The following is a 24,427-nucleotide window of genomic DNA, read 5'->3' on the forward strand; positions in this document are numbered from 1 at the left end:
GCATGGCGATTGACGACCTGCTCGACGAGCACGAACAAAGCGAACGCGTCCGCACTTGGCTCAGGAAGAACGGCGCCGGCCTGATCGGCGGCATCGTGCTGGGCCTCGGCGCGATCATCGGCTGGCAGTGGTGGACCAAGCAGCGGTCCAACGACCTGGCCCAGGCCAATGCCCGCTACGAAGCGGTGCTCAAGAGCATCCAGGCCAATCAGCTGGACAAGGCCGCCAAGGACATGGCGGAACTGCAGAAGGGCTCGGCCAACATCTATGCCGAACTGGCGGCGCTGCGCCTGGCCAAGGCGCAGGTCGATGCCGGCAAGTCCGATGCCGCGCTGAGCACGCTGCGCGCGCTCAAGGCCGACGGCGAAATGAAGGTGCTGGTCGACCACCGCGTGGCCCGGCTGCTGATTTCCGGCGGCAAGCCGCAGGACGCGCTGCCCCTGGTGGCCTCGGCCACCGACGCGCAAGGCCTGGAAATTCGCGGCGATGCGCTGATCGCGCAGGGCAAGCGCGACGCGGCGCGCGATGCGTACAGCAAGGCGCTGACCAGCCTGGACGTGGCCTCGCCGCAGCGGCGCGTGGTCGAAACGAAATTGATGGATGCGGGCGGCAGCGTGCCGAATGCCGCGGAGCCGATCTGATGAAGGTAGTCATGTTCAAGCGTGTCGCCACCGTGGCCCTGCTGGGTCTGGCGCTGTCCGGCTGCACCACCGTCAAGGGCTGGTTCGCCGGCAAGGATGCGGCCGCCAAGAAAGCCGCCGAGCCGGCCGAACTGGTGAAATTCACCCCGTCGGTGAAGGTGGTGAAGCTGTGGTCCACCGACGCCGGCAAGGGCGAGCGCCGCATCGGCGTGCGCCAGCATCCGGTGGTGGCCGACGGCAAGGTGTATGCGGCCGCGACCTCCGGCACGGTCTACGCACTGGATCTGCAGACCGGCAAGACCCTCTGGGAATACGACGCCAAACAGGCGCGCAAGCAGCAGCTGTCGCAGGTCGAGGACCAGCCGAAGAGCCAGGTCGAGAGCGAGTCCGGCAAGAACCTGTCCAAGGACGAGCGCGCCGCCTACAAGCAGCGCCTGCGCAACGAGAAGCAGCAGGCCAAGGAGCGCAAGCGGCTCGAGAAGAAGCGTCCGCTGCCGCGCTTTGCCGGCGGTCCGGGCGTGGGCGACGGCCTGGTGGTGGTCGGTGCGCTGGACGGCGAGGTGATCGCGCTCGATGCCGCCAACGGCACCGAGAAGTGGCGCGCCAAGGTGCCCAACGAAGTCATCGCCGCGCCGGTGATCGCGCAGAACATGGTGTTCGTGCGCAGCAACGACGGCCGCACCACCGCCTTCGATGCGGCCACCGGTCAGCAGCGCTGGTTCAATGCGCAGGAACTGCCGAGCCTGACCGTGCGCGGCAACGCGCCGGTGGTGGCGGGTCCGGGCGTGCTGTTCATCGGCAACGACGACGGCACCCTGGCCGCGCTGGCGATGCAGGATGGCCGCGTGCTGTGGGAGCAGACCATCGGCGTGCCGGAAGGCCGTACCGAACTGGAGCGCATGTCCGACGTCGACGGCGCGCCGGTGCTCGACGGCACCACGCTGTACGCGACCAGCTTCAAGAACGAGACCGTGGCGCTGGAAGGTCCCAGCGGCCGCCCGCTGTGGAACCGCGATCATGGCGGCGCCGGCGGCGTCGGCGTCAGCTCCGGCAACGTGGTGGTGGCCGACAACGCCGGCACCGTGTGGGCGCTGGACAAGGCCTCCGGATCGGCGATGTGGTCGCAGCCGGGGCTGGCGCGTCGCTCGCTGACCGGCGTGGCGATCCAGGGCGATTACGCCGTGGTCGGCGACTACAAGGGCTATCTGCACTGGCTGCGGCTCGACAACGGCGAGTTTGCCGCGCGCGAGCGGGTCGGACGCCAGCCGCTGGTGGCGCAGCCGGTGGTCGCGGACGGAATCCTGCTGATGCAGAACACGAAAGGCGACCTGACCGCGTTCCGGTTGGGTCAATAACAAGAGAAGGATGTCGCGATGCTGCCGCTGGTCGCCCTGGTTGGACGGCCGAATGTCGGCAAGTCCACGCTGTTCAACGCGCTGACGCGCAGCCGTGACGCGCTGGTCCACGACCAGCCCGGCGTCACCCGCGATCGCCACTACGGAGTGTGCCGGCTGGCGCCGGACACCCCGTTCGTGATCGTCGATACCGGCGGCATCTCCGGCGAAGAGGAAGGCCTGGCTGGCGCCACCGCCGAGCAGGCGCGCGCCGCGGCCGGCGAGGCCGACCTGATCCTGTTCGTGGTCGACGGCCGCGAGGGGTCGTCCGCACTCGACGACGAGATCCTGGCCTGGCTGCGCAAGCTGGCGCGGCCGACCCTGCTGCTGATCAACAAGATCGACGGCACCGACGAGGACCAGGTGCGTGCCGAGTTCGCGCGCTACGGCCTCGGCGACGCCATCGCGGTTTCCGCGGCGCACCGCCACGGGATCGACGACCTGCTCGACGAGGTCCTGGAGCGGCTGCCGGAAGAGGGTGCCGGCGAGACCCTGGACACCGATCCGGCGCGCATGCGCATCGCCTTCGTCGGCCGCCCGAACGTCGGCAAGTCGACCCTGGTCAATCGCCTGCTGGGCGAGGAGCGCATGATCGCCTCCGAAGTGCCCGGCACCACCCGCGACTCGATCGCGGTGGACCTGGAGCGCGACGGCCGCCTCTACCGGCTGATCGACACCGCCGGCCTGCGGCGTCGCGGCCGCGTCGAAGAAGCGGTGGAGAAGTTCAGCGCGTTCAAGACGCTGCAGGCGATCGAGCAGTGTCAGGTGGCGGTGCTGATGCTCGATGCCGGCGAAGGCGTGACCGACCAGGACGCGACCGTGCTCGGTGCGATCCTCGACGCCGGTCGCGCCTTGGTGGTGGCGATCAACAAGTGGGACGGGCAGAGCGACTACCAGCGCGCCCAGGCCGAGGATCTGCTGTCGCGCAAGCTCGGGTTCGTCAGCTGGGCCGAGGCGGTGCGCATTTCCGCCAAGCATGGCTCGGGCATGCGCGAGTTGTTCCAGGCGATCCATCGCGCGCACGCCTCGGCGGTGCGCGAGTTCAGCACCAGCGAAGTCAACCAGGCGCTGGAAATCGCCTACGAGAGCAATCCGCCGCCGAGCATCCGCGGCCACGTCTCCAAGCTGCGCTACGTGCATCCGGGCGGCAGCAATCCGCCGACCTTCATCGTCCACGGCACGCGCCTGAAGGTGCTGCCGGAATCGTACAAGCGCTACCTGGAGAACTTCTTCCGCAAGCGCTTCAAGTTGGTCGGCACGCCGGTGCGCTTCATGTTCCGCGAAGGCGCCAACCCGTACGAAGGCAAGAAGAACGTGCTGACCGAGCGTCAGATCGCCAAGAAGCGGCGCCTGATGAAGCACGTCCGCGGCAAGTAGCCGCACGATGGACCCGCAGCGCGCGATCACCCTCGGCATTCTCGCCGGCGGCCGCGCGCAACGCCTGGGCGGATGCGACAAGGCCTGGCTGCAACGCGACGGGCAGGCGCAGGTGCAATGGCTGGTGCAGGCGTTGGCGCCGCAGGTGGCCGCAGTGCTGGTCAGCGCCAACCGCAGCCTGTCGCGCTATGCCGGCATCGGCCTGCAGGCGCTGCCGGACCGTGTCGCGGCGCCGGCCGAGGCCGAACGTTCGCTGGGACCGATCGCCGGGCTGGACGCGCTTGCCGCCGCCTGCGCCACGCCGTGGCTGCTGACCGTGCCGGTCGACCTGTGCCGGTTGCCGCCGGAGCTTCCGATCGTGCTGGCCGCGGCCGCTGCGGACCGCGATGGCGCCTGGGTCGAGGATGCCGCCGGCGCGCAGCCGCTGGTGGCGCTGTATCGGGTGTCCGCGCTGCGCCCGGCGCTGGAAGAGGCGCTGGCGGCCGCCCGCTATGCGCCACGCGCGGTGCAGCAGCGCCTGCGAATGACGCCCGTGCCGTTGCCGGAACTGGTGCTGGGCAATCTGAACACACCGCAGGACCTGGCCGCAGCGGGTATCCTGCCGCCACCATGACCGACTATCCCTCCCGGATCGCCTACACCGACGCGTTGGCGATCGTCGCTGCCGCCGCGCGTGCCCGCCCCGTCAACAGCGAGCGCCTGGCGGCGTCGCGCGCCGACGGCCGCATCCTGCTGGAACCGCTGGAGGCGCCGATCGACCTGCCGCCGTTCGCCAACAGCGCGATGGACGGCTTCGCGCTGCGCCATGCCGACCTGGCCCCGGGGGCGCCGACCGACTTGCGCCTGGCCGGCGAGCAGTTCGCCGGCGCCGATCGGCAGCAGGCACTGGCACCCGGCGAATGCCTGCGGGTGACCACCGGCGCGCCACTGCCGGCCGGTGCGGATACGGTGGTGATCAAGGAGAACGTGCACGAGCACGACGGCCTCGTGCAGATTCCGGATGGGATCGCCGCTGGCGCGCATGTGCGTGCGCGCGGCGAGGATGTGCGCGCCGGCGAGCGCGTGCTCGAGGCCGGCATGCTGCTGACGCCCTCGCGGATCGGCCTGGCCGCGGCCCTGGGCATGGACCAACTGACCGTGGCGGCGCGGCCGACCGTGGCGGTCTTCGCCACCGGCGACGAACTGGTCGAGCCGGGCCTGCCGTTGCAGCCGGGCCAGATCTACAACAGCAACCGCGACATGCTGATGGCGCAGCTGCGCCTGCTCGGCCTGGCGCCGACCGCCTGGCCGACGCTGCCGGACGATCCGCAGCGCATCCAGGCCATGCTCGCCGATGCGGCCTCCGCGTTCGACGTGGTGCTGACCTGCGGCGGCGTCTCCGCCGGCGAGAAGGACTACCTGCCGCGGCTGCTGGCCGAGCACGGCCGCATCCTGTTCTGGAAGGTGCGCATGCGCCCGGGCATGCCGCTGCTGTTCGGCGAGTGGGATCGCGCCCTGTTCCTTGGCCTGCCGGGCAATCCGGTGTCGGTGCTGGCGACCTTCCTGGCGATCGGGCGGCCCTTGCTGGATGCGCTGCAGCGGCGCAGCGAGCCGCACCGGGCCTGGCGCGCACGGCTGGCGTCCGGCTGGGACAAACGCCACGACCGGCTGGAGTTCCTGCGCGGGCGCATGCGCTGCGATGCGCACGGCCAACTGTGGGCGGAACCGAATCCTGCGGACGGCTCGCATCGCCTGCGCGGCGCCGCCGACAGCGACGTGCTGCTGCGCTTGGAGGAGGGCGCGCGCCAGTTCCAGGCCGGCGACGTGGTCGAGGTGGTGCCGTACTGAGCGGCGCGGCGGGCGGCGGACGCGGGCCCGGTTTGCGTCGATAATGCGCGCATGGGCATTCGAGAACTGACCCCGGCACAGGCGCAGGCGCGGCAGGCGCAGGGTGCGCGCTTGCTCGACATCCGCGAGGAACACGAGCGCGCCACCGGCATGGCCGCCGGCGCGCAGGGCGTGGCCCGCGCGCAGTTGCAGGCCGACCCGGCCGCCTATCTCGGCACCGGGACCGAGGTGCTGCTGATCTGCCAGAGCGGCAAGCGCTCGCACGACACCGCGGTGTTCCTGGAACAGGCCGGCTACCCGCAGGTCGCCTCGGTGCTGGGCGGCACCACGCGCTGGCAGCGCGAGGGCTTGCCGCTGCAGCGGCCGGCGCTGGCGCCGGAGCAGGAGGACTTCTTCGACCGCTATTCGCGGCATCTGCGCCTGCCCGAAGTCGGGGTCGAGGGCCAGCGCCGGCTGCAGGCCGCGCGCGTGCTGCTGGTCGGTGCCGGCGGCCTGGGCTCGCCGGCCGGTTTCTACCTGGCCGCGGCCGGGGTGGGGCAGTTGCGCATCGCCGACGACGACGTGGTCGAGCGCAGCAACCTGCAGCGGCAGATCCTGCACGGCGACGCGCGGATCGGTCAGGCCAAGGTGGACTCGGCCGCGGCAAGCCTGGGCGCCCTGAATCCGGGCGTGCGGGTGGAGGCGGTGCGCGAGCGGGTCACCGCCGACAACGTCGAGCGGCTGCTGCAGGACGTGGACGTGGTGCTGGACGGCTCGGACAATTTCCCCGCGCGCTACCTGCTCAACGATGCCTGCGTGAAGCTGGGCAAGCCGTTGGTGTACGGCGCGGTGCAGCGCTTCGAGGGCCAGGTCAGCGTGTTCGACGCCGGCCGCCGGCGTGGGCAGGCACCGTGCTACCGCTGCCTGTTCCCGGAGCCGCCGCCGCCGGAGTTCGCACCGAACTGCGCCGATGCGGGCGTCCTCGGCGTGCTGCCCGGCATCGTCGGCCTGCTGCAGGCCAACGAAGTCTTGAAGCTGCTGCTGGACATCGGCGAACCGCTGCGCGGCCGCCTGCTGCATTTCGACGCGCTGGCGATGCGCTTCCGCGAAACCCGCCTGTCCGCCGATCCTCAGTGCCCGCTGTGCGCGCCGGACCGGCCGTTTCCAGGCTATATCGACTATGCACAGTTCTGTGGCGCTGAGTCTTAGCTGTCATTAGGTGTCGCTGTTCGCGGCGGCATCCGTACCCTCATCCGCCCCTGCGTGGCACCTTCTCCCGGTGGGAGAAGGGAGATGCGGTCTCGATGGCGGAAGCAGTGTCGCGCCGCTCAAGCCCCTCTCCCTGCGGGAGAGGGGTTGGGGTGAGGGTACGGCGCGCAGCGACTCGCGATGCAAGGCTGCGCTGGCTTTCGTTGTACGCAGCGGCACCCGTACCCTCATCCGCCCCTTCGGGGCACCTTCTCCCGGTGGGAGAAGGTAGGTGCGGTCTCGATGGCTGAAGCAGTGTCGCGCTGCTCAAGCCCCTCTCCCATCGGGAGAGGGGTTGGGGTGAGGGTACGGCGCGAAGCGACTCGCGATGCCAGCCTGCGCTGGCCTTCGTCGTACGCCGCGGCACCCGTACCCTCATCCGCCCCTTCGGGGCACCTTCTCCCGGTGGGAGAAGGGAGGAGGGGTCTCGATGGCTGAAGCAGCGTCGCGCACGCTCAAGCCCCTCTCCCTGCGGGAGAGGGGTTGGGGTGAGGGTACGGCGCGAAGCGCGCGACCGCCTGCATGTCTCACAAGAAGCGCCTTGCGCGCAGCACGCAGTGCGCCGCGTCTCATGTCGTATCCCGCTCCATGGGGATGCTGCGGCCTTGTGCGTAGAATCGGCGCATGACCAGTGCAGCCGACAGCAGCGAATTGATCAAGGTGGTGGCGCTGCTCGGCGCGGCCGTGGTGGCGGTGCCGGTGTTTCGCCGGCTCGGCCTGGGATCGGTGCTCGGCTATCTCGCCGCCGGCCTGGCGATCGGGCCGTTCGGCCTGGGCTGGTTCTCCGATCCGCAGGCGATCCTGCACGTCGCCGAATTGGGCGTGGTCATGTTCCTGTTCGTGATCGGCCTGGAAATGCGGCCCTCGCACCTGTGGAGCCTGCGCAAGCAGATCTTCGGCCTGGGTACCGCGCAGATCATCGTCTGCGCGAGCGTGCTGACCGGGGTCGGCCTGGCCTTCGGCTTTCCTCTGCCGGTGGCCTTCATCGCCGCCTCCGGCTTTGTGCTGACCTCCACCGCGGTGGTGATGCAACTGCTCGGCGAGCGCGGCGACATCGCCTTGCCGGCGGGGCAGAAGATCGTCGCGATCCTGCTGTTCGAAGACCTGTTGATCGTGCCGCTGCTGGCCATGGTGGCGTGGATGGCGCCGGTGCCGGCGGACGCGTCTGCGCCGTCGCGCTGGATCGGCATTGGTATCGGCGCCGCGGCGATCGTCGGCCTGCTGGCGGCCGGGCGCTGGCTGCTCAACCCGCTGTTCCGGCTGCTGGCCGCCGCCAAGGCGCGTGAGGTGATGACCGCGGCCGCTCTGCTGGTGGTGCTGGGCGCGGCGCTGCTGATGCAACTCGGTGGGCTGTCGATGGCGATGGGGGCGTTCCTGGCCGGCGTGCTGCTGTCCGAATCGACCTTTCGCCACCAGATCGAAGCCGACATCGAACCGTTCCGCGGCATCCTGCTGGGGCTGTTCTTCCTCGGTGTCGGCATGGCGCTGAACCTGGCGGTGGTGGCGGCCAACTGGACGCTGATCGTCAGTGGCGTGCTCGCCTTCATGGCCGCCAAGGCGGCTTGCATCTATCTGGTGGCGCGGCTCACCGGCAGCGGCCATGCGCAGGCGCTGGATCGCGGCGTGCTGATGGCGCAGGGCGGCGAGTTCGCCTTCGTGTTGTTTGCCGCCGCCGGCGGCGCCGGCGTCATCGATGCGCAGATCAACGCCAACCTGACCGCCATCGTGGTGCTGTCGATGGCGCTGACCCCGCTGTTCGTGCTGCTGTACCGGCGGTGGGCGCCGGTGGAGGCTCCGTCGATGGAGGGCGTGGATGCGGCCGACGGCCTCACCGGAAGCGTGCTCATCATCGGTTTCGGCCGCTTCGGCCAGGTCGCCAGCCAGTCGCTGCTGGCGCGCGACGTGGACGTGACCATCATCGACAACGACATCGAGATGATCCAGAGCGCGGCCAAGTTCGGCTTCAAGATCTACTACGGCGACGGCACCCGCCTGGACGTGCTGCACGCTTCCGGTGCGCACAGCGCCCGCGCCATCGCCGTGTGCGTCGACAACCGCGAGGCGGCCAACCGCATCGTCGAGCTGGCCAGGCACGAATTCCCGCAGGCCAAGCTGCTGGTGCGCTCCTACGATCGCGAACACGCGCTGGAGCTGATCGCCGCCGGCGTCGACTACCACATCCGCGAGACCTTCGAATCGGCGGTGGAATTCGGCCAAGCCGCGCTGATCGAACTTGGCATGGACGAGAGCGAGGCGCGCTCCATTGCGCGCGAGATCCGCCGCCGCGATGCCGAGCGGCTGGAACTGGAGGTCGCCGCCGGCGACGTGCGTGCTGGCAGGGGCCTGATGTACGGCAACATCACCCCAGTGGTGCCGACCCCGACCCCGTTCACCCCGCCGCGGCGCGAGAGCCGCACGCTGAATCCCGAAGGCGTGCCGGTGACCGAGCCGGCGCAGGAACCTGACGGCACATAGCCGCACCCGTTGGTGGGGAGGTGTAGGAGCGGCTTCAGCCGCGACCGTGCGTTCCAGGAACGCCTGTTCGCGGCTAATACCGCTCCTACGGCACGCGCCCAGCTTCAGCGCAAGAACGCTTGTAGTGCCTGCACGTAGCCGGGTCGTTGCCGACGTCGTTTGATGGAGCCAGCGCAGGAGCGTGACGGCACATGGCCGCACAGTTGTAGGAGCGGCTTCAGCCGCGACCGTGCCTTCCTGGGAGCGCCTGGTCGCGGCTAAAGCCGCTCCTACGAGAGGCGCACAGCCTCAGCGCAAGAACGCCTGCAGCGCCTCCATGTAGGCGGGATCGTCGCTGATGTCGTTGTGGTCGGCCTGCGCGAAGGCGACCATGGTCGGGTGCTGCGGCAGGGCCTCGAGCAGGGCGTCGGTGCTGGACGGCGGCACCACCTGATCGCGGCCGGCGCGCAGGATCAGCAGGGGACCGCGATAGACGCGCAAGGCCCGCGCAGAATCGTAGCGATCGCGCAGCAGCCAGCGCACCGGCGCCCACGGGTAGTGCGCCTGCGCCGCCGACACCAGGCTGTCGAACGGCGTCACCAGCGCCAACCGCGATACCGCACGGCGCGCGGCCAGCTGACTGGCCACGCCGCTGCCCAGGCTGCGGCCCAGTACCGCGATCTGTGCCTGCGGCTGCATGGCGCGCACGTGGTCGTACAGCGCCACGGCATCGCCGACCAGTGCGGTCTCGCTGGGTGTGCCGTCGCTGGCGCCGTAGCCGCGGTAGGCGAGCAGGTAGACGCTGTGGTCGGGCAGGGCGGCCTGCAGCTGCGCGCGGGCGGAGCGCAGATCCTCGGCATTGCCGCCGAAGTACAGCAGCACCTTGTCGCGGCCGGGATGGACCTGCCAGCCGCGCAGTTGCACGTCCGCGCCACGCCGCAGCGTGAAATCGGTCTGCGCCGCTGTCACCCGCGTGCCTTGCGGGAAGTACAGCAGGTCGCGCTGGCCCAGGTAGAGCAGGGCACAGACCACCACATAGGCCGCGGCGAGAATGGCCGCCGCGATCGCGGTGTAACGCAGCATCGCTAACCGTGCTTGCGCTGCGCCTCGGCGAAGGCGGCCAGTTGCTCAGGCGTGGCCTCGGCCTGGTGCTGTGCCTTCCAGTCGGCGAACGGCATGCCGTAGACGCGCTCGCGCGCCTGCTCCTTGCTGAGATCTTCGCCTTCGGCGGCCGCTGCCTCGCGGTACCAGTCGGCCAGGCAGTTGCGGCAGAACCCGGCCAGGATCATCAGGTCGATGTTCTGCACGTCGGGGCGGTCCTGGTTGAGGTGCTGCAGCAGGCGGCGGAAGGCGGCGGCCTCGATGCGGGTGGTGTCGGTCATGGCGGAATCGGGGACAATGGACATCCCCGACTCTACACCCGCCCGCCCCGATGACCGATTCCGCGCCCGCTTTCTCCGTCCCGGCCCGCATCCTCGACGGGCGGCGCATCGCCGACGACCTGCTCGACCAGCTCAAGGCGCGGGTCGACGCACGGCTGACGGCCGGGCAGTCGCGGCCCGGGCTGGCGGTGGTGCTGGTGGGCGGCGATCCGGCCTCCACGGTGTACGTGCGCAACAAGCGCCGCGCGGCCGAGAAGGTCGGCATCGAGGCGTTCGACTACGACCTGCCGGCCGGCACCAGCGAAGCCGACCTGCTGGCGCTGATCGACCGGCTCAATGCCGATCCCAAGATCCACGGCATCCTGGTGCAGTTGCCGCTGCCGGGCATCCCCGATGCCAGCCGGCTGATCCACCGCATCGATCCGCGCAAGGACGTGGACGGTTTCCATCCGGAGAATGTCGGCCACCTGGCGCTGCGCGAATTCGGTCTGCGCCCGTGCACGCCGCGCGGCATCGTCACCCTGCTGGCGCACACCGATCAGCCGGTGCGCGGGCGCAACGCCACCATCGTCGGCGTCAGCAACCACGTCGGCCGGCCGATGGCGCTGGAGCTGCTGATCGCCGGCTGCACGGTCAGCTGTTGCCACAAGTTCACCCCGCCGGAGGTGCTGCAGGCGCGGGTGCGCGACGCCGACATCCTGGTGGTGGCGGTGGGCCGGCCGGGGCTGATCCCGGGTGAGTGGGTCAAGCCCGGCGCGGTGGTGATCGACGTCGGCATCAACCGCCTGGACGACGGCCGCCTGGTCGGCGACGTCGGCTTCGACGCGGCGGCGCAGCGCGCCAGTTGGATCACCCCGGTGCCGGGCGGGGTGGGGCCGATGACCGTGGCCACGCTGATGCAGAACACCATCGAGGCCGCTGAGGCGGCGGGGAGTCGGGATTCGGGAGTGGGGATTCGTTGAGGGCTGCGCGTGATTGGGGAGTCGGGATTCGAGATTCGTTAAAGGCAGTGGCCGGGATTGGGGATTCGGGATTCGGGATTCGGGATTCGTTAAAGGCAACAGCAAAGCGCATGCCCGGCTTGTCCGGGGCGAATCGCGGCCGGCGGGCCGTCAAAATCGGCCATTTGACAGCCAAGCAAACGGTCGACTGCGCAGGGGCCGTCTTGACGAATCCCCACTCCCGACTCCCAAATCCCCGCCCCAATGCGTTAAAATGCCGCGCTTCCCCACACTCGGGTCCGCCGATGCTGCGCATCCAGGCTGAAGCTCTCACCTACGACGACGTCTCGCTCGTCCCCGCCCATTCGACCGTCCTGCCCAAGGACGTCAGCCTGGAAACCCGGCTGACCCGCGACCTGCGCCTGAAACTGCCGATCCTCTCGGCCGCGATGGACACGGTCACCGAGCACCGCCTGGCGGTGGCCATGGCCCAGCTCGGCGGCATCGGCATCATCCACAAGAACCTGACCCCGGCGCAGCAGGCCGCCGAAGTGGCCAAGGTCAAGAAGTTCGAGGCCGGCGTCATCACCGAGCCGTTCACGGTCGGTCCGGAGACCACCATCGGCGAGGTGCTGAAACTCACCCGCGCCCGCAACATCTCCGGCGTGCCGGTGGTGGACGGCAGCGAGCTGGTCGGCATCGTCACCAGCCGCGACATGCGCTTCGAGAAGAAGCTCGACGATCCGGTCCGCCACATCATGACCAAGAAGGATCGCCTGGTCACCGTGCGCGAAGGCGCCAGCGACGAGGAGGTGCTGCAGCTGCTGCACCGCCACCGCATCGAGAAGATCCTGGTGGTCAACGACGGCTTCGAGCTGCGCGGCCTGATCACGGTCAAGGACATCCAGAAGAAGACCGACAACCCCAACGCCGCCAAGGATGCCGCCACGCGGCTGCTGGTCGGCGCCGCGGTGGGCGTCGGCGGCGATACCGAACAGCGCGTGGAACTGCTGGCTGCGGCCGGCGTGGACGTGGTCATCGTCGATACCGCGCATGGTCATTCGCAGGGCGTGATCGAGCGCGTGGCCTGGGTCAAGAAGACCTATCCGCAGCTGCAGGTGATCGGCGGCAACATCGTCACCGGCGACGCCGCGCTGGCGCTGATGGACGCTGGTGCCGACGCGGTCAAGGTCGGCGTGGGCCCCGGCTCGATCTGCACCACGCGCGTGGTCGCCGGCGTCGGCGTGCCGCAGATCACCGCGATCGACATGGTCGCCGAGGCACTGCAGGACCGCATCCCGCTGATCGCCGACGGTGGCATCCGCTACTCCGGCGACATCGGCAAGGCGCTGGTCGCCGGCGCCTCCACGGTGATGGTCGGCGGCTTGTTCGCCGGCACCGAGGAAGCCCCGGGCGAGGTCGAACTGTTCCAGGGCCGCAGCTACAAGAGCTACCGCGGCATGGGCAGCCTGGGCGCGATGGAGAAGGGCAGCAAGGACCGTTACTTCCAGGACGCCTCCGACGCCGACAAGCTGGTGCCGGAAGGCATCGAAGGCCGCGTGCCGTACCGCGGCCCGCTCAGCGGCATCATCCACCAGCTGATCGGCGGCCTGCGCGCGACCATGGGCTACGTGGGCTGCGCCACCATCGAGGACATGCGCACCAAGCCCAAGTTCGTCACCATCACCGGTGCCGGCCAGCGCGAGAGTCACGTCCACGACGTGCAGATCACCAAGGAACCGCCGAACTACCGCATGGGCTGATGCCCATGCGCGGGAGTGGGGACTCGCGACTGGGGATTCGTCGCCCGCCGCGTCTCCAGCGGCCGTGTGCAGCGCGGCCCCCCGCTGTTGCGAATCCCGACTCCCGAATCCCCAATCCCGGCCCCAATGACCAACATCCACAGCGACAAGATCCTCATCCTCGATTTCGGTGCGCAGTACACGCAGTTGATCGCGCGGCGCATTCGCGAACTGGGCGTGTATTGCGAGATCTGGGCGTGGGACCACGATCCGGCCGAGATCGCCGGCTTCGGCGCCAAGGGCATCATCCTCTCCGGCGGCCCGGAATCGACCACGCTGCCGGGTGCGCCGGCTGCGCCGCAGGAAGTGTTCGACAGCGGCCTGCCGATCTTCGGCATCTGCTACGGCATGCAGACCCTGGCCGCGCAGCTTGGTGGCGCCACCGAGGCGGCGGATCAGCGCGAGTTCGGCCATGCCGAAGTCGAGGTGGTGGCCGCCGACGCGTTGTTCTCCGGGCTGACCGATCACGCAGGCGCCTCGCGCTTGAACGTGTGGATGAGCCACGGCGACCACGTGTCGCAGGTGCCGCCGGGCTTCACCATCACCGCCGTCACCGACCGCATTCCGGTCGCGGCCATGGCCAACGAAGCCAAGCGCTGGTACGGCGTGCAGTTCCATCCGGAAGTCACCCACACCCTGCAGGGCCAGACCCTGCTGCGCCGTTTCGTGGTCGACGTGTGCGGCTGCGCCACGCTGTGGACCGCGGCCAATATCATCGACGACCAGATCGCCCGCGTGCGCGCCCAGGTCGGCGACGACGAGGTCATCCTCGGCCTGTCCGGCGGCGTGGATTCGTCGGTGGTCGCCGCACTGCTGCACAAGGCGATCGGCGACAAGCTGACCTGCGTGTTCGTCGACACCGGCCTGCTGCGCTGGCAGGAAGGCGACCAGGTGATGGCGATGTTCGCCGAGCACATGGGCGTCAAGGTCATCCGCGTCAACGCCGCCGACCGCTACTTCCAGGCGCTGGCCGGCGTCAGCGACCCGGAAGCCAAGCGCAAGATCATCGGCAACCTGTTCGTGGAGATCTTCGACGAAGAGTCGAACAAGCTCCGCAACGCCAAGTGGCTGGCGCAGGGCACCATCTACCCCGACGTGATCGAGTCGGCCGGCAGCAAGACCGGCAAGGCCCACGTCATCAAGAGCCATCACAACGTCGGCGGCCTGCCCGAGCACATGAAGCTGGGCTTGGTCGAGCCGCTGCGCGAACTGTTCAAGGACGAAGTGCGGCGCCTGGGCGTCGAACTCGGCCTGCCGCGCAGCATGGTCTACCGCCATCCGTTCCCCGGCCCCGGGCTGGGCGTGCGCATCCTCGGCGAAGTGAAGCGCGAGTACGCCGAACTGCTGGCCAAGGCAGATGCCATCTTCATCGAGGAACTGCGCAAGGCCGACCTGTACGACAAGACCAGCCAGGCCTTCGCCGTGTTCCTGCCGGTGAAGTCGGTCGGCGTGGTCGGCGACGCCCGCGCCTACGAGTGGGTGATCGCGCTGCGCGCGGTGGAGACCATCGACTTCATGACCGCGCACTGGGCGCACCTGCCGTACGACTTCCTCGGCACGGTGAGCAACCGCATCATCAACGAACTGCGGGGGGTGTCGCGGGTGGTGTACGACATCTCGGGCAAGCCGCCGGCGACGATCGAGTGGGAGTGAGTTGACGTCCTTCGCGGACTATCGCCAGCTGTCGAAAAATTCACGAAGGCCTGGGCGAACGCGTGCAGATCAATTATGCCCAGGACGAAGTGCCCACTGCCATGATCGTGAGACCCGGGGCGCAAAAGCAGTTGCCGATCGGGTCCGCAGCCGGAACGCCGGTGGTGTTTGTAGATTCCCAAAGCCCGCCCTGACACTTGCGGCTCGCAGCTTCCCCGCACTCGCCGAAGCACTCCACTTCGCCTGCGGTGGGCCTAATTTCCAGCTTTGCGTTGCTATGTTCGGCAGCTTTGCTCGGTCCCGCACTCTCAGAGCGCTTCACTCGAAATTGACCAACGCCCGTATCCAGAGAAGATCCTTGGAAGCTTGCTTTCGGTGAGGCCGGGGGAGGCGTGGCAACAATCGACGTCTCGCGGGTAATGAAATGAACGTGAAGGTCGGGTGGGGCACCCGATCTTGGGCGCAGATCGGGTATAGTACCCGACCTACAACCCTGCCGAAGGAGCCTGTGATGCGCCTAGTGCCGACCCCAGTCGCCTCGCAGCTCACTGGTCTTTCAACAGAACAGCTGCGCGAGTGGACCAGTCGTCGTGCACTTGTGCCGGCCGATGTGCGGCCACGGCAGAAGGGCTCGCCTGCACAATTTAGTTGGCAGACTGTTCTTGTCTTGCGACTGGCTTTGCTGCTGCGTCACCAGTTCGGTGTCGAGCTTCAATTTCACAAAGAAAACTTCACAAGGCTGCGCAAGGTGTTGCACTCAACATCCTTTATCGCCCTATGGGGGCGGCGCCTAGCGCTGACGTGGCAAGGTGAGTTGTCGCTGCTTGACGATCAGACGTCTCTGCCGGTCGGAGATACCATTCTGATTCATCTTGACCCGCATCTAGCCATCATCAGGGACGGATTCGCGTTACCTGACGCAGCAGCGGCGACGGCGGCGGGACAGCTGGATCTGTTCTCTCTCTCTCCAGTGCGAGCAGTAACGCGATCGTTGAAGGCGGCCAATGCTCGTAAGCAGAGGCGCTCGGCATGAGTTTCCAACATGTCGGCCGTCGGATACTTCTGCCCGGACTCGCATGGTTGGGGGTGTAACGATGGTCTCTGTGCAGCAATGGCTCGACAGGCTCGGCTATTTGGCCGACCCCGCAGCGCTTCATGTGCGCGGAGCGAAAGTTCCGGCCGAGCACCCGTATGCTATGGAGATATCGGGTCTTTTGAAGCCAAATGGAGCAATCCGGGCGCAGGCTGTTTTCGATGTCGAAGGCGTGCCGACCGTGGTGTTTGTGGGCGAAGAAGGACCCTTGTCTCCGCAGAAGCTCGATGATGTGCGCAAGCGCATCTGGAATCAGAACCTTGCAACGGTTGTGATTGAGCTGAAGGGCGCAGAGGCGATTGCCCTGCCAGCGCGAAAGCTTCAGGCCGAACAACGGCTGCGACTAGATGACGCGAGACCTGATGGGCCGTTTTCCGCCTTGGATGTCGCAACGGCCAACTTGTCGCGCAGATTGCCGAAGTGGTTCGACGTCAAGGCGCGAGTCGATCGTAAACTGTTAGCCAATTTGTCGGTGACAGTGAGTAAGCTCGCTGGCGAGGGACTTCGTGGCAACGGATCCATCGCCACGCGCAGGCGGTTGGCTGAACTGCTCATGGGGCAAGTATTATTCATTTCGTACCTAGAGCATCGCGAGATCGTCGGGGCGACGTACCGCGAGCGTCGCCGCGTGACCGCGCTCCACGAATTGGTCGCAACAATGGATCGCGAGGGTGTTCGTAATCTGGTGGATCGTTTGCGAAGGGACTTCAACGGCGACTTCATGGGAGATGATCGGCATGACCCCTGGATGGCACTAGCTGACCAGGGCTTTACGCTGCTGAATCAATTTCTTAGCCGTACTGACATGGAAAGCGGGCAGGGTGATTTCTGGAACTATGATTTCAGCTACATCCCAGTGGAGCTGCTTTCCGGTTTGTATGAGAAATTTCTTACGCCCGAGCAGCAGGCAAAAGAGGGGGCGTATTACACACCCCGCAATCTGGCAATGCTTGCAGTTGACCAGGCCTTATTGGCGTCTCCGGATCCCCTGGCAGAGATCATCTTCGACGGGGCGTGCGGTTCTGGCATCCTACTCACCACTGCTTACCGTCGCCTTATCGCTCTGTCAGAAGCAAAGAGGGGGGGGCGACTTGGATTCGCCGAGCGCGGTGAATTATTGGTGCACAGCATTTTTGGTGCTGATGTCAATTTTATGGCATGCCGTGTCACGGCTTTCAGTCTTTATCTGTCGCTGTTGGAAGGACTCGATCCAAAGGATATCCTTGAGGCTCAGGAACGTGATGGTACCAAGCTGCCTTCCTTGAGCGATACCAACTTGGCTCATGGCAAAGTGCGAGGGGATTTCTTTCGTAACTCTCACGCGTTTCATAGTCGCCGCTTCACATTGATCATCTCTAACCCGCCATGGGCCGAGCCTGAAGGGGACGCGCGCACTTCAGCCGACGACTGGGCGAAGCGGGCGAGCGTGCCTTTCGCTCGGCGGCAGATAGCGGGCGCATACGTTTTGCGGGCCCGCGAGTTCCTGTCGGAGGGCGGTCGCGTGTGCCTCATTCTGCCGATCGGCCAGTTCCTTGGCGCTTCAGCTTCAAATGCTAATTTCGTGGCCCACACCTTACGCAACTACCGCCCGTTGCGACTGATCAACTTCGGTGATCTTCAAGGTCTGCTGTTTCCTACGGCAGAGAACACCTGCCATGTCTTCATTGGAGAGCGTCGCGGTGGCGAGCTCGGCAATCACGTTCCATTCGACGAAACTTTCGACTACCTGGTTCCCAAAGCCGATTTGAGTCTCGCCCTGGGCAGGTTGACGATGCAGTCTGCCGATCGCCACACACTGCAGACTCGTGCAGTGGCGGAGGACCCGCAGCTGCTGGTTGCGATGATGTGGGGTGACGCAAATGATTTGGCTATCTGGACTAGGCTGACTCTGCGAGGGACTTTTGCCGATTTCTGGCGCGGCCCCAAAGAGTTCCGCCGCTGGGTGTACCGTAAAGGCATTCACTTACAGGACAAGAGCCGTGAGGCTGTTGACGCTGGTGTGCTTCGTGGAAGGAAGCATGTACCGATCGCTGCCTTGCGGTTGGGCTCGCCGGTCCTGCACCCCGAGTTGCTTGCCGAGTGGCCTGTGCAACACAAAACCGTCGTAGGCTTGGGGCCGGAAATCCTAAAGGTCTTCGACGGGCCGCGCGTGTTATTCCCGGATGGCTTTTCCAAGGATGAACAGAACGTTCGGGCTGTGTACTTTGAAGGTCCCGCTTCGTTCACTCATAGCATTGGTGTAATTGCGGGGCCTAAGGAAGACGCAGCGTTATTGCAGTTCGTCGCGGTCTACCTACGCTCGACGCTAGCACGCTATTTCCTAATGTTGCGCGGTTGGAAGATGCTTTGCGAGCGCAACGGTGTGCATTTGAGCGACGTAGAAACCTTCCCCTTTTTCGCTCCCGATGCCGCTCCTGATCCTAAGGCGGCTTACGCTGCATTGCGCACGGTTCGAATTCGGATGAACGAGCTTGCCTCGCTCTCGGATCTGGAGCAGGTGCCTCGATATGAAGCGTTGCGTGGTGAACTCGACCACGCGATATTTACGTATTTTGGACTCACGGCTGAAGAACAATTGCTGGTTCGAGAAACCGTGGACGTCTTAATGCCCTCAGTGCGGCCGCGTAGTTTCAAGAGTTTGGATACCCCGGCACAGCATCGTGTTAAGGCTGACGATTTTAATATCTATGCCAATGCACTCGCGGAAGCATTAACGGCTTGGCGTACAAAAACACGCGGCCAAGGGAAGTTTGGGATTGATGTCATTGCTAGCGATCCCCGGCGCGCTGGGCCTTCAGGCATTGTGCGCGTTTCCTATATGCAGAGACCCACCGATGAGCCGGAGGTCAGCGCCAAGATTAACGATGAACTGGTGCTCGCAACGTTAGCCGAACTTCAGCGTCTCGGGCTGCGCTTGATCCAGTCTGGCGATTTCCTGCACCTTATACCAGATGTGCATCTGTGGATCGACGAGTCCCTATACCTTGTGCGCCCTCTTGCCCGGCGGAATTGGACCCGTAGACAGGCTCACCGGGATGCTGAACACATTGTGCGCAATGTGCAAGCGCAATCCTCTGGAAAGAAGAGAGTGGAGATGACATGACGTCAGTGACCGCCCCATTAGAGTCTCCCCCTGCGGCTTGGCTTGCGGCTTTTCCTATCCAGCCGGCCACCGAAGCCGTGGAGGCCTTGCGACAGGGGTGGATGGAACTGGCACAAAGGCCGCGGCCAGAATTCAATCCAAAGACCAAAGAAGATGCGCTCACAAAACGCTTGAAGGTCTATGTGGAGAATCATGTTGCTCGACAGCGTGGACTGCTTGGCATGTGGGCCGCGGAAGATATCATCGGTGATTTTGATCCAGTAACGGGCGCGATGATCGAGGAACGCAGAACAGATATCGTGTATGGATGGAACGACGCTTTACAAGGCATTAAGCTTGTGTTTGAGTTCAAGCGCTTGGGTCGCCAGAAAAAGCATCGCGACCATTATCTAAAAAAAGAAGGCCTCGGCCGGTTTGTAACAGGTATATATAGTCGCCGCCAAGCAGTGGCGGCCATGGTAGGAGTTCTACTCGATCCGGAAATTGAGGTGGTGCCCCCAATCCGGACTGCCCTGGAGGATGAGGGCTTGGCGAAGACATTGCGTTTGCGCAAAACAGCAGCTGGTCTTACCTATTCGCGGCCGTCCACGCTTTTTGCTTACGCCGATTTTGATACCGAGCATGAGCGTGAAGCAGCGCTTGCGCCAACGCACGGAACAATCCGAGTCTCGCACTTTTTCTTTAGCTTTGGTTACCCGACTACCACGTTGAAGCGGAAGACCGCTTCCTCCATCGGCGTGCCCAATTAATGTGCTCACATGGGGAAAGACTCCCTGAGATACGTGAGCCAGGGTGGTTTCGGGGTGGTTCGGAGTGCGTGCAATGAGGGTTCTGGAGAAGAACTGCAGGGTCGTTCAGGTGTGCGCTCTCTGGAAAGCGGTGAGACTCGGGTCATTCCATTTGATAACCACCAGCGAAATCACTGGAACGATCCATGGAGGACAATGCCATCACGTTGCCTCAGGGGGCTGGCGCATCCGAGGTTGGGAGGGCCGTCGAGGCCGCCTTCATTGGCGACCTATCATCCTGAAAAAAAGAATCCCCGTTTCCTGACTTCAGAGTACTTCACCCGTGACGACGTGGACGCCGTCGTAGGCGGTCGGCAGGGTCTACGCTATCCTAGATGCCGATTGACTATGGGTTGCCAGTACCATCGGGTCCTGAAATGCCTCTGTCTTCCGTACCAGACAAAGCTCTTCTCGGGCGACGGTAAGCGCGACGGTAATGGCCATGTCGATCAACACCAAATCCTTAACCACGAGGACTTGCGAGTGCCGTTGATGATCGAGTGGGAGTGACGTCCGGTTCTTTCGAGGCGATCGTCCTCTATCGGAAATGCCGCACCGATGATTTGATCGGTGCGGCATTTCTCTGGGCCAGCAAAGAAGCCAGACTAGCCCTCGCGCGTTTGCCGTTTTAGTGCCGAGTAGGTGGTGAAGGCTGCTTCAAGTGAGCCCCGCCGCGGCGGCGCGCTTTGAGACGGCAGCGTTGAAGCGCGCTTCCCAGCTTAGATCGCCGGTGTAGCGCCACGCCATCCGCCCTTCATCATCCAGCGCGAAAAGATGCAGCCACCGGTTGTCGAACAGCGCGCGCACCTGCGGATGGCGTTCGAGAATGTTGCTGATCGCCTCGGTCGGTGCCTCGATCAGTACGGAGAGCCGCAGCGGTTCGTGGATCAGCCGTTCGCCGTCGTGCACCGACTGCCACGGCAACCCACCGCGCAGCAGGCCGCCATTGCCTTCGACCACGCCGATGCCGCCGGTGACGTTGTGCAGCAGCTTGTTGCCTGCGCCGAAGACCTCGGGCGCGACGGTCGAGCCGTAGTACTGCAGGCTGATCCAGCTGGCGACCAGGACCGGGGCGGTCAGGATCAGCTCCAGCACGCCGAAGCCCTCGTCGCGCCGCCAGTCGTAGTCGTGGAGGAAGGTGCGTCCCGCCAGGTCGCGTCCCGCCGTGCGCGAGCGCGGCGCGGCGATGAAGGCCTGGCAACCGGCCAGTGCCCACTCGGGGCGCAGTTCGGCCCAGTCGCGGGCGCGATGCGCGATGTCCTGGCTGTGCTGCGCGCGCGGCAGGCGCAGTGCGCGCTCGCCGCGCGTCAGCGCGCCGGCGTTGTGCAGCCAACGCGCCGCCTGCTCGAGATCGGTGGCATGCGCGGGCGCGGGATGGTCAGCGCTGTAGAGCGTGACCGCATCGGTCGTGGTGTCGTGCAATGCACCCACGAACAGCGTGTCGGCGGGAATGGCGATGCCGCGCTCGGCGAGACCGACGCGCACCTCGGGGTCGTTGAGCAGTCTAGCGAGCAGCCGCGCGTTCACTTCGCCCGAGTAGCCGCCGCAGGCGCCGCAATGCAGGGCGCTGGCATGCGGGTTGTTCACCACGTTTGCCCCATGGCTGGCGATCACCACGAGACGGGCGAAGCCGCTGGTGAGCGACATCGCCTTGAGGATGCGCGTGGCCATGGTCAGCCGCGTGTCGAGGTCGAGCGCGTCCGCCGGGCGCGGCGCGGGATCGTTCGGCGCTGGGTGCCGCGTCAGTCCCAATCCATCGCGCAGCAGCTTGGCGACGTAGATCGGACCGGTGGCCTCGACGAAGGCGAACGAGGAAATGGCGGCCAGCTTGAAGCGCCCCCAGGCGCGCTTCGCACGCGCCGCGATCCGCGCGGCGAGGTCCGCCTCGGCCACCGAGGACGTGGCCTCTCCCGCGCAGGTGTGCACCCCCGGCGTCAGCAGCACTGGAAGGCGCGCTTCGACTACGTCCGAGGCGAACCGCCGATGGCCGATACCCAGCCCGAAGAAGCCGGCGAACCCGATCGTCTGGATGCCCGCATCGAGGCTTTCCAGTGCGCGGCGGAACACTTCCGATCGCACGTCGATGCAGAAGGCCATCTGCAATGTCATCCGGGCAGGGGCGACCGGGGCCGGGGCGGGCGCTGCAAGCACGCTGCCGAGCCGCCGCTGCGCAGCCCGTTCGGCCGCTTCCTGCAGGATGCTGTCGACGACGTCGTCCGAAGTCGCCGCCACCGGCATGGCGTAAGCGGCGATGGCGGTTCGCCACGCGGGCGCGATCGCCGCACCGAACTTGCCCAGCAGGGCGGCTTCCCAACTGATGCGGATGGCGAGCAGATCGGTGACGCAGGCATCGGTTCCGCCGCTCAGCTCCGCTTGCCAGAGCCGATGGCGGGCGACCTGGCTCCAGCCGCCCAGCGTGGTCAGCAGTCGGTGGAAATAGCCGTCCAGCGCCTCGGGCGAGAGGCCGAGGCGGGCGACTCCCTCGACGATCGCCTCTTCGGCAGTCGCTGGCGCGTCCGCCACCTGTTGTGCGAATCGGGTGAGCCCGGCGATTTCCGGCGTCAGATCGTGGGTCGCGACGAGGCGCCATGCGCTGTAGGCGCCGCCTGACTGCCCGGCGACCCACAGCGCCTGGCCCTGATCGAAATAGGCGGCGGCCCAGTGCCCGATGCGCTCTTCGACGATGCCCGGCCAGTCGATCGCCGAAACGTCGCGGGCCAAGTCGGCGACGGTCGGAATTGCCTGCGGGGCAGGGTGCATGGCATCGACGGCGAGTTTGAGCGCGGACACCGTCGGCGGGCGCAGCGCCGTCGGCGCGTTGTGCCAGGCCGCCTGCAGATCCTCCTCGGCGATGTCGCCGGACTGCAGCCGCTGCGCATACCAGGGGCGCGGCATGGCCACGGCGATGCCGGCGGCGCGCCGTAGCCGTGCCGCCGCGATCGGCAGCGGTTCGCCGGCCTGGCCGAGGAAGGGATTGACCGCCACGCTCGAGGCCAGCGGCCACAGCGGGGGAATGGCGCGTGCCGCACGCGCGGCGGCGGCGATGATCGCAGCGTGGGATAGGGGCGACGCGTCGGTCGTGGTCATCGGCATGGGGGTGTCCTGGCAGTTGAGGGGCACGGGGTCTTGCGGACGGACCAGCCGCCGAGCAGGCGATCGAGCGTGGCGTTGGCATACAGGCCGTTGGAGAGATGCACGCGCAGTCCGGCGGCGGCCGGGTGCGTCGCCCACAGCGGGAACAGCGCCTGCGCCACCGCCACCAGGCCGAAGCTCAGCACCGCCAGCGCCATCAGCGTCCACTCCAGCCGGCCCGGTGCCGGCGTCGCCGGCAGCACGCCGGTGGTCAGCCATTCGGCGGCGGTCTGCAGCGCGAAATAGCCGACCGCAGCGGCGCTGGCGTAGAGCGCGGTCTTGCGGGTGAGCGGGCGCGGCGCGGCATCGGCCAGGCCCTGGGCCAGCAGATAGGCGACACCGAAGATCAGGATGGCGCCCAGGGCCAGCGCCTGCGGCGACTTGTGCCCGAAGCCGAAGGCGAACCCGAAGGCGGCGCCGATCCCGATGTAGATCGCCAGCGCGATCAGAAAGGCGCGGCCCACCGCCGCCCCGTTGGGCACGGCAACCGGCCCGGGCCGGCGAATGGATGCCACTTGCTCGACGGCACCGCCGGAGGCCAGGAAGGCATGTGCCTTGTACAGCGAGTGCGCGACGATGTGCAGCAGCGCCAGCGGAAACAGCGCCAGCCCGCACTGCAGGATCATGAAACCCATCTGCGCGACCGTCGACCAGGCCAGCGAGGTCTTGACCGCGGGCTGGGTCAACATCACCAGCGCCCCGAACAGCGCGGTGAACCCGCCCAGCATCGCCAGCACGGCCAGCACGCCGGGGGCGGCCAGCATCAGGTCGGCGAAGCGGATCAGCAGGAAGCCGCCGCCGTTGACCACGCCAGCGTGCAGCAGCGCCGACACCGGCGTGGGCGCCTCCATCATCTCGGTGAGCCAGCCATGGGTGGGGAACTGCGCCGATTTCAGCACTGCGGCCAGCGCGAGCAGGGCGGCGGCGGCCGTCAGCAACCAATCGTGCTGGCCGCTGCGCGCCAGCGTGTTGATCGTGGCGATATCGGTGGTGCCCAGGCTCTTCCAGACAAGCAGCGCCGCTGAGATCAGGGCGATGGCGCCGATGCTGGAGAACAGGCGCTTCTTGCGCGCGGCGCGCCGCGCCGCCACGCGGTCGGGGTAGAACAGCAGCAGGCGATTGAGCGCGACGCTGGTCGCGATCCAGGCCACCACGACCTGGACCAGGTTGCCCGCCTGCACCAGCAGCAGCACCGCGGCGAGTGCGATACACAGCCAGCCGGTGAAATAGCCTTGTCGCGCCTCGCCGTCGAGATAGGTGCGGGTGTAGCGCACCACGATCCAGCCGACGAAGGCGACCAGCAGCAGCATCGTGGCGCTCACCGCGTCGAGCCGGACCGAGAGGCCGATGCCGCTCCAGCCAATCACGCCGCTGTCGCCGGCGCCGCGCGCGATCAGCAGCGCCAGCGAGGCGATGGCGACGATCAGCGCGCCGAGCGCGGCGCCCTCGGCGAAGACCGGCACCAGGCGGGGGCGTCGGCCGCTGCGAACGAAGCCGAACACGGCGGCGACCAGCAGCAGGAACGGTGCAGAGAGCGGCAGCAGATAGAGCGACAAGGCAATCCCCTCGGATCGGGCACGGTGGCGGGCGGCGCCACGATAGCGATCGGTGGG

Annotated in this window: 17 protein-coding genes; 13 read left to right on the top strand and 4 right to left on the bottom strand. The window is 66.8% G+C overall.

Going from position 1 to position 24,427, the window contains the following annotated elements; genetic code table 11:
• Window positions 1-2: 2 nt before the first annotated feature.
• From FHR56_RS04790 to FHR56_RS04820, 7 genes are all read left to right on the top strand, one after another.
• Complete coding sequence (locus tag FHR56_RS04790) at window positions 3-641, top strand: tetratricopeptide repeat protein (RefSeq protein WP_160947811.1); 639 nt, start codon at window positions 3-5, stop codon at window positions 639-641.
• Entirely contained in the window at window positions 641-1,996 is a 1,356-nt protein-coding gene (bamB, locus tag FHR56_RS04795) for an outer membrane protein assembly factor BamB (protein ID WP_160947810.1), read from the top strand. Before FHR56_RS04790 ends, bamB begins: the two co-directional genes overlap by 1 nt.
• An 18-nt stretch (window positions 1,997-2,014) precedes the next feature.
• On the top strand, window positions 2,015-3,412 hold the full coding sequence (gene der, locus FHR56_RS04800; protein WP_160947809.1) for a ribosome biogenesis GTPase Der: 1,398 nt from the start codon (window positions 2,015-2,017) through the stop codon (window positions 3,410-3,412).
• A gap of 7 nt (window positions 3,413-3,419) precedes the next feature.
• The gene (locus FHR56_RS04805) at window positions 3,420-4,025 is read left to right on the top strand and encodes a molybdenum cofactor guanylyltransferase (protein ID WP_160947808.1); all 606 of its coding nucleotides are present in this window, start codon (window positions 3,420-3,422) and stop codon (window positions 4,023-4,025) included.
• The gene (gene glp, locus FHR56_RS04810) at window positions 4,022-5,239 is read left to right on the top strand and encodes a gephyrin-like molybdotransferase Glp (RefSeq protein ID WP_160947807.1); all 1,218 of its coding nucleotides are present in this window, start codon (window positions 4,022-4,024) and stop codon (window positions 5,237-5,239) included. Before FHR56_RS04805 ends, glp begins: the two co-directional genes overlap by 4 nt.
• A gap of 51 nt (window positions 5,240-5,290) precedes the next feature.
• The gene (gene moeB / locus FHR56_RS04815) at window positions 5,291-6,427 is read left to right on the top strand and encodes a molybdopterin-synthase adenylyltransferase MoeB (protein ID WP_160947806.1); all 1,137 of its coding nucleotides are present in this window, start codon (window positions 5,291-5,293) and stop codon (window positions 6,425-6,427) included.
• Between the two features lie 663 nt (window positions 6,428-7,090).
• Window positions 7,091-8,941, top strand: coding sequence for a monovalent cation:proton antiporter-2 (CPA2) family protein (locus tag FHR56_RS04820; protein WP_160947805.1), 1,851 nt, complete (start codon window positions 7,091-7,093; stop codon window positions 8,939-8,941).
• Between the two features lie 288 nt (window positions 8,942-9,229).
• On the opposite strand, the gene FHR56_RS04825 is transcribed toward FHR56_RS04820, so the two are convergent.
• Window positions 9,230-10,003, bottom strand: a complete 774-nt coding sequence (locus tag FHR56_RS04825; RefSeq protein ID WP_160947804.1) for an alpha/beta fold hydrolase — start codon at window positions 10,001-10,003, stop codon at window positions 9,230-9,232.
• A gap of 2 nt (window positions 10,004-10,005) precedes the next feature.
• Window positions 10,006-10,302: a DUF1244 domain-containing protein gene (locus FHR56_RS04830; protein ID WP_017913743.1), complete on the bottom strand. Its 297-nt coding sequence runs from the start codon at window positions 10,300-10,302 to the stop codon at window positions 10,006-10,008.
• A 50-nt stretch (window positions 10,303-10,352) separates the two neighbouring features.
• Between FHR56_RS04830 and folD the strand changes: the two genes are divergently transcribed.
• The 6 genes from folD (at window position 10,353) to FHR56_RS04860 (ending at window position 19,643) form a co-directional block, all read left to right on the top strand.
• Entirely contained in the window at window positions 10,353-11,264 is a 912-nt protein-coding gene (gene folD, locus FHR56_RS04835; protein WP_160947803.1) for a bifunctional methylenetetrahydrofolate dehydrogenase/methenyltetrahydrofolate cyclohydrolase FolD, read from the top strand.
• A 284-nt stretch (window positions 11,265-11,548) separates the two neighbouring features.
• Window positions 11,549-13,006, top strand: coding sequence for an IMP dehydrogenase (gene guaB, locus FHR56_RS04840; protein WP_160947802.1), 1,458 nt, complete (start codon window positions 11,549-11,551; stop codon window positions 13,004-13,006).
• A gap of 126 nt (window positions 13,007-13,132) precedes the next feature.
• A complete protein-coding gene (gene guaA, locus FHR56_RS04845) occupies window positions 13,133-14,698 on the top strand; it encodes a glutamine-hydrolyzing GMP synthase (protein WP_160947801.1) in 1,566 nt (521 codons plus the stop codon).
• A gap of 511 nt (window positions 14,699-15,209) precedes the next feature.
• Window positions 15,210-15,731 carry a hypothetical protein gene (locus FHR56_RS04850; protein WP_160947800.1) on the top strand — a complete coding sequence of 174 codons (522 nt, stop codon included), beginning with the start codon at window positions 15,210-15,212 and terminating at the stop codon, window positions 15,729-15,731.
• Window positions 15,732-15,792: 61 nt separating this feature from the next.
• Window positions 15,793-18,894: an N-6 DNA methylase gene (locus FHR56_RS04855; RefSeq protein ID WP_221441926.1), complete on the top strand. Its 3,102-nt coding sequence runs from the start codon at window positions 15,793-15,795 to the stop codon at window positions 18,892-18,894.
• Window positions 18,891-19,643: a Fis family transcriptional regulator gene (locus FHR56_RS04860; RefSeq protein ID WP_160947798.1), complete on the top strand. Its 753-nt coding sequence runs from the start codon at window positions 18,891-18,893 to the stop codon at window positions 19,641-19,643. Before FHR56_RS04855 ends, FHR56_RS04860 begins: the two co-directional genes overlap by 4 nt.
• Before the next feature lie 696 nt (window positions 19,644-20,339).
• On the opposite strand, the gene FHR56_RS04865 is transcribed toward FHR56_RS04860, so the two are convergent.
• Together FHR56_RS04865 and FHR56_RS04870 are read right to left on the bottom strand one after the other, a co-directional pair.
• Window positions 20,340-22,775, bottom strand: a complete 2,436-nt coding sequence (locus FHR56_RS04865) for a DUF2309 domain-containing protein (protein WP_184502421.1) — start codon at window positions 22,773-22,775, stop codon at window positions 20,340-20,342.
• Complete coding sequence (locus tag FHR56_RS04870; RefSeq protein WP_160947289.1) at window positions 22,766-24,370, bottom strand: proton-conducting transporter membrane subunit; 1,605 nt, start codon at window positions 24,368-24,370, stop codon at window positions 22,766-22,768. Before FHR56_RS04870 ends, FHR56_RS04865 begins: the two co-directional genes overlap by 10 nt.
• Between the last annotated feature and the right edge of the window lie 57 nt (window positions 24,371-24,427).

It is taken from the genome of Xanthomonas sp. F10 (genome assembly GCF_014206815.1).
In the GTDB taxonomy this organism is placed as follows: Bacteria; Pseudomonadota; Gammaproteobacteria; order Xanthomonadales; family Xanthomonadaceae; genus Xanthomonas_A; species Xanthomonas_A indica.